Source organism: Legionella qingyii (genome assembly GCF_003184185.1).
On record NZ_QHJG01000021.1, the window covers coordinates 16,015 to 30,563 of the forward strand.

Below are 14,549 nucleotides of genomic sequence, written 5' to 3' on the forward strand. Positions count from 1 at the left end.
TAAATCAATGCTTACTTTTATTAAAAATAAAATAGACACGGTGTGGGCGAGGTTATGCTCAATTAAACTGGAAAAAACGGTCGTTCCCGCGAAGGCGGGAACCCATATCTAGAAAGACACGGTGCTTCCATAAGAATAGATTCCCGCCTTCGCAAGAATGACAAAAATTCATAACATTATAATGGGATCGTAGTTAACTATCCTAAAAACTTAATAGCCTCTGCAAGCATTATTTGACGAGAGCGTTCAAATTGCACCTCATTCCAGATATTTTCTACCCGTAATGTTCCATTATCAAGACATTCCTCATAAGCAGCCAATGCAAGCAATATATGAGAAAATTTGATTTTCCTAAACTTGCCTAACGCTTCAAGTAACGTCATGAGTTCAATTGCGGCTCCTGAAATATCATCGCCAAACTCACCATCAATCCCATTAAACTTTGCAGAAAACCAATCTTCTAGAGGAATCCCTCTCATGATGAAACAGTGAGATAGTTGCGAACCACCAAGTACCCGAGTATCCAAATATTGCTGAATATCAACACAAATAGTGTTTCTCTTTATGTACTCAAAAGCTTCAGCAAATAATGGAGTTAATTCAAAAGGTTGTACCTGAACAATAGCACGTAATTCAATAAGCGACTTAAGCATATGCAAATTTTCTACTTGTTCTTCTTGAGTATATTTCTCAGAAAAACCGTGCATATTCTTCTTCGCCACCTCTATTTGGCGATCGAGTTCAGCAACAATCTTTTGTAAGCAAATAGCATTTTTTTGTTTCGTTGAAATTTGTTTCTGCAACCAACTGCGAAGCTCTGAAGACAAAGATTGAGCTTGCTTACTTGAACATGCTTTAGTTAATGCAGCATTAAAATCATCCGGATTTAATTGATCATATAATTCAGCGGCCTTTATATAGAGATTTGCATGTTCCTCTTCTAAATGCTCTTCCAACATTTTGCGTTCCAAAACATCAATTTTGGCAACCTTAGTGATTTCAATCATCCCACCACCAGGCAAAATATAAAATCCATAATGTTGCGCAAACCGAATGCGCCCATGCGCATCAATGTTGATTCTATCTACTGCCTCATTCTCAAGTTTTCCTCCCATTTGAATTTGAATAGGATACAATTGATTCGCAGGAGGATGATAAATATCGAGCTGATCCAGATTAAAAAGATGGGTTTTGTTGGTTTTCTCCAAATGTGCTTTTTGAGCCGTACGAAATTTTTCCCAAATCTCTGGTTTATATTCAGAGAGTGGCTGTTTCAATCTCATTTGACCTGGAGTGGTACCAAACTCAAACCAGAAACTTAATTCTTCATCCATCTCCATACCATAGAAATCTAATAAAACATCAAAATACTGCTGATTTTCTATACGTTGTAACACATCAGCATAGTTAATAAATGTCGCCGCATAAGCTAGTGTTTTATAATGATTTTTTGCTTGATTATTATGGGTAATTTGTCCAGAAAGCATTTTAAGCCCTGCAATTTTATCCTGCATCATGGCTTGTCGGCCTTGAGGAGTTGCTTCTCTATATTGAATCAACATTGGACCGACATCAGTAAATAACTGCACCATGACTTCTCCCCATCAGGCTTAATAAATTTCAATTTACTAGTGAATATTACCAACAACACACAACAAGTTCAGTGATTTATTCAAGTGATCCAGGTATTGCTTCATTAAATCAATTTTATCCAAGTTTTTGTTTCATTATAGTTAATGATTTTGAATTATTTTGCTAAGATAGCTTTTGTTGTCATTTTAGAAGAAAGCTCATGACATTAACGAAGATTCCAAATCCTTATTCTGCGGAAACAGCATTTCATGATGGCAGGCTACGCCAAGCCCAATTGAAGATGCTTGCCATGCTTGAAGTGGTGGATTCTATCTGCCTTAAACATGGTTTGGACTACTGGCTTGATGCAGGAACTCTTTTAGGAGCAGTTCGTCATCAAGGCTTTATCCCCTGGGATGACGATGTGGATATTGCCATGCCGCGTGCCAGTTATGAGCAATTTCTCCGTGTCGCACCAGCAGAAATTCCTGACTGGATGTGGCTGCAAACAATTCATAGCGATCCAGGCTATTTTAATATGGCTACTCCTTTAAAAATCAGAGATCGTACCAGCCGCTTTATCGAAAAACATGAAAAAGGTAATGAACCTTACATTCAAGGTATATTTATTGATGTTTTTGTCTATGACAGCATGCCAATAGATCCAAAACAACGTAAACGATATAAATTTTATGCTAAAAAGCTCTCCCGTTTGTTAAGCACCAAATACAGTAAAGTAAAAATAGGACACTATCCCGTACTGTATAAGGCTATAGCCTCATTTTTGCCCAAAAACTTGCTTGAGTTTTGTTTGCAAAAAATCATTCATCGAGCGAATAGCAGTCAAAGCCCTTACATAGGACGCGGTTATAATTGTGTAGGAAGAAATTTAATTAAAAAAGATGAAGTATATCCTTTGCAACGTGTTGCCTTTGAAACGAAAGAACTTAATATTCCTCAAAATGCAGAAACATTTCTTATTCAACAATATGGTGATTATTTACAATTACCCCCAGAAGAACAAAGAGTCATGAGACATTGCAAAGAACTTATCCCTCATCTGGAAGAAACAATCTAAAATCCCCCTCCTCTGCTGGATTTTCTCGATTGTTGACAGATAATCATGCAATCGGTTACAATTGTACCCAATATCAAACAAGCACATCACCAAAGAGGCTTAAACACATCATGGACATAATCTCTTAAGTACGCCCTAAGCACTGGGCAATGACGGAAAGCAGTCACACAAACTGCCCATTAAACTACTTAAGTGAGTTACATGATGCATCAGCCAATTCAATTTAAACATCTTAGTCTTTCTTTTCCCCATAAAACATGTTTTGTGGACTTTAGCGGTCAAATTTCCTATGGCAATCGCATTGCGATTATTGGACGCAACGGCTCCGGAAAATCAACCCTATTAAAATTGCTTGCGAGATTACTTGAGCCAACTGATGGTGACATCCGTTTTCCTAAAGAATTAAACATCGGCTATGTCCCACAAGTTATTGAAGAATTTGATTCATTAAGTGGAGGTCAACGTTTTCATAAATTATTAACCCAAGCATTAGCATCTGCTCCAGATCTCTTAATGCTCGATGAACCCAGCAACCACCTGGATCGTAACAATCGCCGTTCTTTGATGAGAATGCTTGCTGATTATAGAAAAACCTTGATTATAGTGACTCATGATATTGAATTACTGCAAACCACTGTAGATACAATTTGGCATATCGATCAAGCCGAAGTACATGTTTTTACAGGATGTTATGAGGACTACTTACGAGAAACCACTATTCAGCGTAGTGCAATTGAGGGTGAAATTGCAGAGTTGACTCGTCAGAAAAAACAAATACATGCGGATATGATGAGAGAACAGTCACGAGCCAAAAGCAGTAGAGTTCAAGGAGAAAAACACATTCAGCAGAGGAAATGGCCTACGATTGTTTCGCAGAGCAAAGCAAGAAATGCACAAGAGACTTCAGGCCGCAAAAAAAGTGCTATCAATCACAAAAAACAGGAATTGACTCAGCGTTTATCAGAACTGTACGTCCCTGAAGTCATTTACCCTAAATTTGCTATTCATGCAGTAGATACGAATGAGACTTTAGTCACGGTGAGTAATGGGGCTGTCGGTTATAATGAAAATAATTCGATTCTAAGCGCATTGAGTTTCTCAATAAGAGCTCGGGAACGGATTGCAATTTATGGTGATAATGGATCAGGTAAATCCACCTTACTTAAAGCCATATTGGATAATCAGTCTGTAATAAAAAAAGGAACCTGGATCGTACCTCATCCCCATGAAATCGGCATCCTTGATCAACACTACAACACATTACCTGCAGATAAGTCGGTATGGGAGATTATAAGTTGTTTCTTCAGTGACAAATCCTATACCGAAATCAGGAAGCATCTGAATGATTTTTTATTTCGGAAAAATGAAGAAGTTGATGCGTTGGTTTCTACTTTATCGGGTGGAGAAAAAGCCCGACTGTCCTTGGCGCAAATTGCCGCAATTACGCCCAAGTTACTTATTTTGGATGAAATAACAAATAACCTGGATCGAGAAACACGGGCTCATGTTATTCAGGTACTCAAAGATTATCCAGGTGCAATGATTGTTATTTCGCACGATTCTGATTTTTTGAACGCGATTCAAATAACGTACAGGTATGAAATTAAAAATGGATTATTAAATTTATTATAGTTGTGCCTATAACCGAGTAAAGATATGAATAAAAAAGACATTTTACTAAGCAAATTTTTCCTGAGTCTGCTAAAACCTTACAGCGTTTATGTTATTGGATTATTATTTACCGCTGTGTATTGGGGAATTAATAACACCCTTTCACCTTATGTGCTAAAACTTATTATTGATAAGGTTGCTGCATTCTCAGGCGATAAATCAGCTGTATTTGATGCGATAAAACCCTATGTGATCTTATACATTACTTTGTGGATCCTGATCGCTATTGATATGCGTCTTTCAGATTGGTTCCGCTTAAAATTATTTCCCTACATTCGCTTTGACTTGGTAAATAATATGTTTGCCTATTTGAATCAGCATTCGCATCGCTTTTTCCAAAATAACTTTGCGGGCAGTTTATCTAATAAAATCTCTGATATGACCTCAGGAACTATAGCGATTTTTACAACGATTGATGATGCAGCAGCCCAAGTCGTTGGCCTCATCATTGCGATCATCAGCATGCTGCTTGTACATCCTGTATTTGCCTTGATTTTACTTATTTGGGCTATTGTCTTTTTGGGAATTGCGATGGTTTATTTCAAACCAGTTCAAGACTTGTCTAATTTATTTGCGACCAGTAAAACAACATTGGTAGGAAAAATTGTTGATAGTATAAGCAATATCACCAATATACGATTGTTTTCCAGAGCGGCTTTTGAAAATCAGTTAATTCGCAATACAGCCCAAGAAACCACAGATAAAGATCAGACCATGCAATGGACTATCTTGAAAATGCGTTCTTATTGGGACATAAGCATTATCGTACTGATTGCCACCAATTTATATATGCTGGTAGATATGTACAGTAAAAATCAAGTCTCAATCGGTGATTTTAGTTTTATTATCTCCTTATCAATCAGCATTTTTTATAATTTATGGTATCTTGCAAGTCAATTTGTATTGTTTGCAGAAGAGTTGGGAAAATGCAGGCAAGCCCTAACCTTGATTTCAGAATCACATGAGATTACTGATAAACCCGAGGCACAACCATTAACTGTCACTCAAGGCCGGATTGAATTTAAAAACGTGAGCTTTCACTATGACGAAGGTGCGCATCTTTTTAAAAATAAATCCGTGGTCATTGAGCCAGGACAAAAGATTGGTCTTGTAGGCTTATCTGGATCCGGAAAAAGCACTTTTGTTAATCTGATTCTGCGTTTGTTTGATGTGGAATCAGGACAAATTTTGATTGATGGAAAAAATATTTGCGATGTTACCCAAGAATCATTGCGCGAAAACATTGCTATGATTCCGCAGGATGTGACTTTATTTCATCGCACGCTCATGGAGAATATTCGTTATGGCCACATTGATGCAACGAATGCGGAAGTTATTTCTGCATCAAAAAAAGCACATTGTCATGAATTTATTTCACAACTTCCTGAACAATACAATGCGTTAGTTGGCGAACGTGGGATTAAATTATCAGGTGGGCAACGACAGCGCATTGCCATTGCCAGAGCTATGCTAAAAAATGCACCCATTTTGATTCTGGATGAAGCGACATCCGCTTTGGATTCATTGACAGAGAAATTGATTCAGGATGGTTTGCATTTGTTAATGCAAAATAGAACAACTATTGTCATTGCGCACCGTCTTTCTACCTTATCGGAAATGGATCGCATTCTGGTCTTTGATAAAGGTCGCATTATTGAAGATGGGTCGCATGAGGAACTGATCAAGGTACCAAGTCATTACAGTCACATGTGGCAAATGCAAGCTGGAGGTTTTTTACCAGATAAAATCTAAACTGATAATTTGGCTAAAAGCAAGATCCGTAGCTCAGGAAACCCTGAGCTACGTTTTACAGCACTCAGGCTAGGATATAATGTTTTTACATCGAAACATGTTCAGTAACTGCTTGTTTACTTCGCTCATACTGGATGAACAGTTCAGCAAGCGCATCTGGTGTAGCATCTTTTTTAGCATCAATTGCACGCTCACTCCATTTAGGAATTCGAACTCCCTTAAAAAAATTATCTTCAGCCTGTTCAAAGCGTTTCTCAAAATTAACAGTATAAATCTTGCTAAATCCAGTGATCTCTCCTTTTTCATCGGTCTCCAACTCAAGAACAGCTTTTTGAATCGCCTTTTTAGCATCCAACTTTGCACCCTTGATTCCATCTTCTAAAATCTTTTTAGCACCTTCAAGCGTTTCAGAAAAAACGAGTTCATGGCCTAATGAATAACCACAAACATGTTCATATGCCACTGCGTGAAACGGAGAAATTAGATAAGAAGCCAAATCAGTAAAACTATCACCTGATTTGGTGTAGGCTGGGTTAACAATTGCGTATATTTTGCTCATTTCATTCCCTAAAATTAAAAATATATAAAAATAAAGCCTGTCCGCGGATATGAACTGACTCAAGCTCCATAAATGCATTAACCTGGAAAAAACAGTGGCAACGTATAAAGAGTTCGCATGTTAAATTGACAAGTATTTGTAGCCTGTATCAGCGTTCAAATTACAAATACTTGTCAATTCAGCACAGAAAACACTTGCAGTAAAATTCACCAGTTTTTTCCGGATTAAATATTATCACATTTGTCTTATTTGTATATAAGATAAGCGACTACTATTACTTTGATACAAATCAGTTATAGCAATGCCTACTAAGTTTTATTCGGCGTTGCAAGTTCACTTGGCTTCAGTTACGCACTATTATGTACACTCCTTCGCCTCGTTCACTTGCCCTTAATGGCTAGTGCGGTAGTTGAGGTTTATTTTTAAATAATCTATAAGGCCAATGCAATTTCAGGCCATCACGCGTCAATTGGAATGGGCCTTAGTTTATATTCAAGACCCATCGATTGACTTTGGCTTAACCGACAAATTTGAGTTTGTCACTTATTTCCTGAGAACTGGTGACCGTCAATGCATTGTTTGTGTCATCCTGTTTCTTGACTTTAAATAAGGTATTGGGCTTTTTCACGGTGACAAGAGCAAGATATGGTTTGCTGGCTGCCACATTTTCTCGCTCGGTTCCAATTTTCCGCTCATCCATATACTTTGTAGCCTCTGACCGGTCTTTAAATAAGGTCAAGTTCGATTGAAATGATTTTTTTATGGCTTTAGTACTCGGGGTAATTGTGTAAAAATCAGAGGATTTGAACTTGACACATTGTACGTTTTGACCGACTGCAAACAAACCCTGCATATCTTCGCTAACTATGCCCAATTTTCTTGAAATTTTTTCATCTTTTAAAAGGAGGTTAATTTTTTCTAATTGCTCCTGGGACAAAGTACGTAAATTTAGTACAGATTTTAAATCAAGATAAGATACTATTTCTTTTAGAATTTCCAGGGGTAATATGGCTAAGTCACCATTCAACTTCAATTTTTCCATCGGTTTGTTTTTAGATTTTACCAGTTTACCGAGCAAGTCAAATATTTTCATCTCCACTCCAGTTTGATTAAAATATATACACATAGTATCATAGAAAAATTAAGCTTTTATTAGGCAAGGTCCCTGAAGTTTTTTTAGAAAAGATTTAATCTTGAATTGACCACAGATTTTTCAATTTCACATCGAACAGCCCCCTCTCCCGCGATAGGAACTTTGATAGTATGATGATGCCCTTCGCGGGAGAGGGAAATGGACAAATCTATGCTAAGATAACGAGCCGTAATTTACGGAAGAACTGCACTGATGCTGAGAGACATCTTTGGTACCCTCTTCGAGCGGGTAGACCGTAACTGCTTCTCATTGCATCTTGATGCACTTTTATAATCGACCCATCAAGCATGGGCCATTCGTGATCGCCATCTTTTTTTAATTCCGCCAATATTGCGGCGATATAATCTTTTTTAGATCTGTTGCTATAAGGATTATAAACACTTTTCTAATTGCCATAGTCCTGTGGCAAGTCACGCCATGCAGCACCAGAACGAAGCATCCAACATATTGCCTCCATGAATAACCGATCCTTTTTACCATGTCGCCCTTTAGGCTTTGGAAGTAATTTTTCTAAACGTGGCCACAACTCGTCATCAATGACCATACCTGACAATCCCTCTCTGTCCGATGTGAAATTGAAAAATCTGTACTCATTTCAAGATCAAATCTTGTCTAAAAAAAACTTCATGGACGTTAACTAATTGATTTATTATATAATAATTTTGTTTTTGTGCTGCCTATTGCCTCAATGAAAGGTGTCGCCAAAGGATAAAAAAAATTTGAAAAAAGAATTTATCTCACTTAATATTTCCGTGAGACAGGATCGTAAAAGTATCAGCTCAATCATTATTCACTTATTCGTTAGATAACAAGCAACTTGTTAAGTTTCATGAAGCAAGTTACAGAAGTTATCTCTACTGAATGGAGGACTGGTAAACTTAGTTAACTAAATCAATAAGCATATTTCGTGTTGAGATAGATATTTAAGTTAATCAGTGCTTTTTGTATCTGCTAGCTCAAGTAGCAGAGACATAATACTCATGAATAACCCTCCAGTGGTTGGCATTTCCTATTACTCACCAAGCGTTGTAATTTGAATTATATTTCAGCCATCAATCTTATCTCAATTTAAAATTTAACCAATTAATTTTTCATAAAAGGTATAAAAATGGCTATACGTTATTTATCGTTTGAATTTGATGAGTGTTTATTTAATCACAAGTACATTCAAGAATCCGATTTAGGTCTCGCAAAGCATTTAGGAGATGCGATTCTAATCCACAATAGAGCATATTTAGATCAACTAAAAATTGAAAATACTGCATTTGATACGGTGGTTGTTTTGATCGGATCCAATAGGCAATCCTATGAATATGATTATTCTAATATGGGTTATGGAAACAAATTTAAAGGTTCATGTTGTCCGGCCATTCAAACAGTATGTGCTGATCTGAATGTTACATTTGATCCATTTCTTTTAGCTGATGTGACTGGAAATCTGCCTTATGGAACTTCTTATAAGTTAATCATGCAAGAAATTGCTGACAATACCTATCTCAAGAATCCTCAACAAAACCATGCTACATGTACTATGGATGAAACCAAAAGAACGCTCCTATTTGCACAGATGCAAAAAGCAGCTGCAGATCATCCTAATGAAGAAATTATCTTTGATTTCGTTGACGGCAGGTATGATATTTTAGTTTGTTATTTATACAAATATTTTACAAAACATCCGCATATGATTCCTAAAAATGTAAGCTTACGCCTGCATTTGTATGGAGGCGCTAAGGTTGCTTTAATGGCGTCTATTCAAGGAACTGGCGAACCTTATTTAAATTATCCTGAACATGTTAAGTATATGTTAGGCCATTTGTGGGATCTGGATAAATTCGCTGAGTCCATGAAACTATTTTCAATAGAACATATAGATAATATATTAGAAAACTTTTATAAACTTGAAGAACAAGCTACGGCTTTGGAATCAGCCATACAGAAGGGTGAATACATTACCAAATGTACCGAATCTATTGATAATATTGAAGAACTTGCTACAGAAAAAGAATCTGACATTGATACTTACGACTTTAGTGTTACGTCTGATGAATCCTCAGATGAGGACAGTGATCTTGCGTTTCTTGAAGACAATGGTCCAGAAAAAGAGGTTGACGCTGGCAAACAAACTCTTGCTACTGAAACTTCCACTATTCACCCGCGCCCAGAGGCAGAACCGGCTAATCAACAAGGCAATCTGGGACGTAATCAGCATGTGTTCCATAAACCAGTTGCAGTTAATAGAGTAAACAGATCCCCTATGGCATTACCCGATGATACGTTTTGCAGCGCCAGTAGTTCTTGTTTAATATCCTAAAAATTTACTCTTTATCGCCTCGATTAATGATGTTTCACCTCATTGTGAAACATCATTAAAATCCCACCAGGAAAAATCATCAAACAAATATCAGCTCTCTCCAATATACACCGGGTTACCCATAATGTATGGTTGCTTTAATATTAGCTTCAGATCCCAAAACCATCACAATAAAATCAGCTTATTACCGGGCTTAAATGTGCCAATTTTGTCATCAAATTATTATTTTTTACTCAAAATATGGATTATCATCTGTCTTATAACGACGTGAACGTATAAATTTTATGGTTTTTTGTCACCCATCCCCCCTTTACGCCAAGTAGCTCGCATTTCTGTCCAGCTACTAAAAATATCGATCATCGAAATAGACCACACAAAATCACCCATTAGCGGCATGCCAGAGTATCTGCTTCCATAAAACCAACTTGGCTCGTGTCTCAATAGTTTGTACTAATCTTAATATATTTTCTTAAAGGACTTCCTAACTTCGTTTCATTTGAGCCTCTTCCATAGCAGAATTTATAGAGTCTTAGTAAATGATCAATCATTGCCAGCAATTTCGCTGATACTTCGTCTAATGAACCCTCTTAATATTTGTAATATTTCGGGAACCAGGGAGGCAGAGTTTTTTTTAAACGCATAAAGCACATCTTAGCAGTAGCAAGCCAAATCATTTAAGCGACTCCAATAATAAAGTTAGCTCATAAGCTTTTCTTTTTACCCCGTTTATTAAGCTTTTTATTGGAAATGGGCAACAGATAATTTGAGGCAATTCGTTGAAAAAAAAATTTTTTCTTATTTAATATTGCCTTAAGAAAAGTTCATTAAAATATCAGATTAATCATTATTCAATTATTCATCAGATAACAAGCAATTTTTTGACTTTCATGAAGCAAATTACAGCAGTTGTCTGTACTGAATGGAGGACTGGTAAACTTAGTTAACTAAATCAATAAGCAGATTTCATGTTGAGATAGATATTTAAGTTAATCAGTGCTTTTTGTATCGGCTACCCCCAAGTAGCAGCGGCATAAAAACTCATGAATGACATTCCAGTGGTATCGACATCCTAGTACTAACCAAGCGTTGTAATTTGGATTATAAAGGGACCATCAAATCCTATCTCAATTGAAATTTAACTAATTAATTTTTATAAAAGGTTTTAAAATGAAAATACGTTATTTATCGTTTGACTTTGATGGGTGTTTATTTAATCCAAGTTACGCTCAAGCAGAACATTTCGAGTTCACTAAGCATTTAGGAGATGCCGTTCTAGTCCACAATAGAAGATTTTTAGAGCAAATCAAAAGAGAAAATGCAGCATTTGATAATGTGGTTGCATTGATCGGCTCCAATAGGCAATCCTATGAGACTGATCAATTGAACATGGGTCCTCAAAAAGCATTTAAAGGTTCATGTTGTCCTGCGATTAAAACAGTATGTGCTGATCTGAATATTACATTTGATCCGTTTCTTTTGGCTGATGTGACTGGAAATCTTCCTTTCGGAACTTCTTATAATTTAATTATGCAAGAAATTGAGGCCGGTAACTTTATGCAAGATACAACTCAATATGAGCATGCTACATGTCCTGGCGAAGAATATAAAGTATCGCTGCTATTCGCACAAATGCAAAAAGCAGCAGCAGATCATCCTAATGAAGAAATTATCTTTGATTTCTTTGACGACAGGTACGAGATCTTAATGGGTCGTGCAAAGGAGTTTTTTACAAAATATCCGCATATGATCCCTAAAAACGTCACCTTACGCATGAATAGGTATGCAGGTGATGATGTTACTTTAATGGCATCTATCGAAGGAACTGGCGAACCTTATTCTAATTATCCTGAACATGTTAATAATATGTTAAACGATTTGTGGGCTCACGATGAAATCGCTAATTCCTTGAAACCAATTTCAAATGAACAACATACAGATATTGTGTTAGAAAATAATTATAAGTTCGAAGAACAAGTTAAGGCTTTAGAAACAGCAATCCAAACAGGCGAATACATTGCCCTCAATTTAGCAGCACGGGAAATTGATCACATTGTAGAATATACGGAAGCAGTTGACACGAACGAAGAACTCTCTACAGAAAAAGAATTAGAATCCAGCAACAATTTGTCTCCACTTAGCTATTTTACTGATAACTCTAGTGGTGAACCCAGAGCCAAGCTTGCTTTTGCCAAAAAGAATCATAGTCATAATGAAATAAATCGATGGTTTCAAGGATATCAACAACCCGAGTATATTGAGGATGGCGATCGCATTATACTGTTCATTAATGTTCATCCTGATTCCCCCTATAAAGATCCATCTTTATTTGAAGCAATAGAAATTTTACGCCAACAACACATTGAACTCAGTGATAATGCCATAGAAACATTACAACAAGAATTTAATTCTGTACTACCTGTATTAGAACAAGCAAAATCAATTGCAATGACATATGATGTTGACTTCAAGCAGTTTCTTGATGGGTATACTAATGCTTTTAGTGATATGCCAGTTGATTACTTGGTTAAATACAAAAATCATGAGCTTGTTGAAAACGATGGCCGAGAAAAAGAAGCTAACATTGGTAATCTTAACTTTAGTGATAGATCTGATGAATCTTCGGATGAAGAAAGTGCTCTTGAGCTTGTTGAAGACGATAGTCGAGAAAAAGAGCTTGACGCGAGTACTGATGACTTTAGCGATAGTGATTCATCTGTTGACGCCTCGGATGAAGAAAGTGATCTTAAGCCTTTTGAAGACAATAGTCCAGAAAAAGAGGTTGAGGTTGATGTTGACAAACAAACTCTTGCTACTGAAACGCCCGCTATTCACGCGCGCTCAGAGGCCGAGCCCACTAATCAACAAGGAAATCCAGCTGGCAATCCAGGGCGAAACCAGTATGCGTTCCATAAGCCAGCTGCAGCTCCTAGAACAAACAGGGCACCTATCGCATTGCCCGAGGATAAGTTATGCAGCGGCAGTAGTTCTTGTTTAATATCCTAAAAATTTACTCTTTATCACCTCGATTAATGATGTTTCACTTCATTGTGAAACATCATTAAAATCTCACCAGAAAAAATCATCAAGCGAGTAAAGCAAATATCAACATCCCCCAATGTACGCCGGCTTACCCATAATGTAGGTTGCTTTAATATTATCTTCAGATCCCAAAGCCATCAAAATAAACAACAACTCGAAAATATCATTGACTCGTTCACGGCGATATTTCAGATAGGTTGTAGCATCAGGATCAATCACAATGAAATCAGCTTCCTTGCCGGGCTTGAATGTACCAATTTTATCATCCAATTGTAATGCTTTTGCAGCTCCCAAAGTCGCCATATACCAACGCATCATACTAGGTAATTTCACACTATTTAACATGGAAACCTTATACGCATCATCTAAAACAGCAAACATTGAAAGACAATTTCCAGCCCCCCAATCAGTCCCTAAAGTGATTTTATTGGTATATCTGAAGGCTCTTGCAAAGTTGAATAAGCCACTACCTAAAAAGTTATTACTCAAAGGACACCAGGAAATAATCGCTCCCGATTTTTTAAACAGCTCCAGCTCTTCATCTGTTGTATGAATGCAATGACCAAATACACTTCGGTCCGTTACCAAACCAAAATGGTCATAAACATCCAGATAATGTTTGCTCCAGGGATAAATTTTTTTTACTGCAGCAATTTCATTCAGATTCTCATCCAGGTGCGTTTGAATATAACAATCAGGATGTGCTTTTTTAAGTGAACCACACAACTCCAGCATTTGCTCAGAACACGCTAAAGCAAACCGCGGCGAAATACAGTAGGATAAACGGCCTTTATTATGCCATTTTTCGATCAAACGAACACAATTATCATAATTCTCCTGTGTTGTTAATCTCAGTTTATCAGGAGCATTTTCATCCATCAAAATATTGCCGGTTACAAAACGCATGTTTCTTTTTTGTAACTCTGCAAAAAATATATCAGTTGCCTCATAAAATAATGGTCCGTAAGATACAGCCGTTGTAGTTCCATTTCTTAAAAGATAATCAAGAAAGAAATTTAAATCTTTTGTTGCACTCGCCCTATCACTATAAACACTCTCCGCAGGAAATACATAGTCTTCCAACCACTCCAACAGTTTTTCACCATAGGCGGCAACAATTGCGCTTTGCGTAGCATGTTGATGAGTATCAATAAATCCAGGAGTAATTATCTTATTTTTATAATCAACCAGTTTTACCCCATCTATTTTATTCTTTAAAACATCATAACTCCCCACATCAACAATCTTCCCTGCTTCAACAACCAATATGCCATCCTCGATGTAAACATATTGACACTCTTGCTCTGATTGTTTTTCTTTCTTATTATCAGGAAGATTTTCAATGGTAGCCGTGTCTTTAAAATAAAAAATTGCACCTCTATAAGCTGTTTTATCACTCATAAAAATCTCCATG

General features: G+C 36.8%; 10 protein-coding genes. 5 read left to right on the forward strand and 5 right to left on the reverse strand.

The window, feature by feature from the left end:
- Positions 1-197 precede the first annotated feature (197 nt).
- A complete protein-coding gene (locus tag DGG96_RS12855; RefSeq protein ID WP_110143063.1) occupies positions 198-1,592 on the reverse strand; it encodes a protein kinase family protein in 1,395 nt (464 codons plus the stop codon).
- 200 nt (positions 1,593-1,792) lie between these two features.
- On the opposite strand from DGG96_RS12855, the gene DGG96_RS12860 reads away from it, so the two are divergent.
- The 3 genes from DGG96_RS12860 to DGG96_RS12870 all read left to right on the forward strand — a co-directional run bounded on the left by DGG96_RS12860 (position 1,793) and on the right by DGG96_RS12870 (position 6,073).
- On the forward strand, positions 1,793-2,650 hold the full coding sequence (locus DGG96_RS12860; RefSeq protein WP_110143064.1) for a LicD family protein: 858 nt from the start codon (positions 1,793-1,795) through the stop codon (positions 2,648-2,650).
- Positions 2,651-2,851: 201 nt separating this feature from the next.
- Positions 2,852-4,282: an ATP-binding cassette domain-containing protein gene (locus DGG96_RS12865; RefSeq protein ID WP_199739186.1), complete on the forward strand. Its 1,431-nt coding sequence runs from the start codon at positions 2,852-2,854 to the stop codon at positions 4,280-4,282.
- Between the two features lie 24 nt (positions 4,283-4,306).
- On the forward strand, positions 4,307-6,073 hold the full coding sequence (locus tag DGG96_RS12870; protein WP_110143065.1) for an ABC transporter ATP-binding protein: 1,767 nt from the start codon (positions 4,307-4,309) through the stop codon (positions 6,071-6,073).
- Positions 6,074-6,158: 85 nt separating this feature from the next.
- Here DGG96_RS12870 and DGG96_RS12875 read toward each other — a convergent pair whose 3' ends face one another.
- From DGG96_RS12875 to DGG96_RS12890, 3 genes are all read right to left on the reverse strand, one after another.
- A complete protein-coding gene (locus tag DGG96_RS12875; protein ID WP_110143066.1) occupies positions 6,159-6,632 on the reverse strand; it encodes a hypothetical protein in 474 nt (157 codons plus the stop codon).
- Between the two features lie 517 nt (positions 6,633-7,149).
- A complete protein-coding gene (locus tag DGG96_RS12880; RefSeq protein WP_158618857.1) occupies positions 7,150-7,725 on the reverse strand; it encodes an F-box protein in 576 nt (191 codons plus the stop codon).
- A gap of 445 nt (positions 7,726-8,170) precedes the next feature.
- A complete protein-coding gene (locus DGG96_RS12890; RefSeq protein ID WP_110143068.1) occupies positions 8,171-8,329 on the reverse strand; it encodes a transposase in 159 nt (52 codons plus the stop codon).
- A 564-nt stretch (positions 8,330-8,893) separates the two neighbouring features.
- Here DGG96_RS12890 and DGG96_RS12895 point away from each other — a divergent pair.
- Together DGG96_RS12895 and DGG96_RS12900 are read left to right on the forward strand one after the other, a co-directional pair.
- Positions 8,894-10,096: a hypothetical protein gene (locus DGG96_RS12895; RefSeq protein WP_110143069.1), complete on the forward strand. Its 1,203-nt coding sequence runs from the start codon at positions 8,894-8,896 to the stop codon at positions 10,094-10,096.
- A 1,167-nt stretch (positions 10,097-11,263) separates the two neighbouring features.
- Positions 11,264-13,099 (forward strand): hypothetical protein, encoded by a 1,836-nt coding sequence (locus DGG96_RS12900; RefSeq protein WP_110143070.1) that lies wholly within the window; start codon positions 11,264-11,266, stop codon positions 13,097-13,099.
- Between the two features lie 99 nt (positions 13,100-13,198).
- Here DGG96_RS12900 and guaD read toward each other — a convergent pair whose 3' ends face one another.
- Positions 13,199-14,536: a guanine deaminase gene (gene guaD, locus DGG96_RS12905; protein WP_158618856.1), complete on the reverse strand. Its 1,338-nt coding sequence runs from the start codon at positions 14,534-14,536 to the stop codon at positions 13,199-13,201.
- Positions 14,537-14,549: the final 13 nt, after the last annotated feature.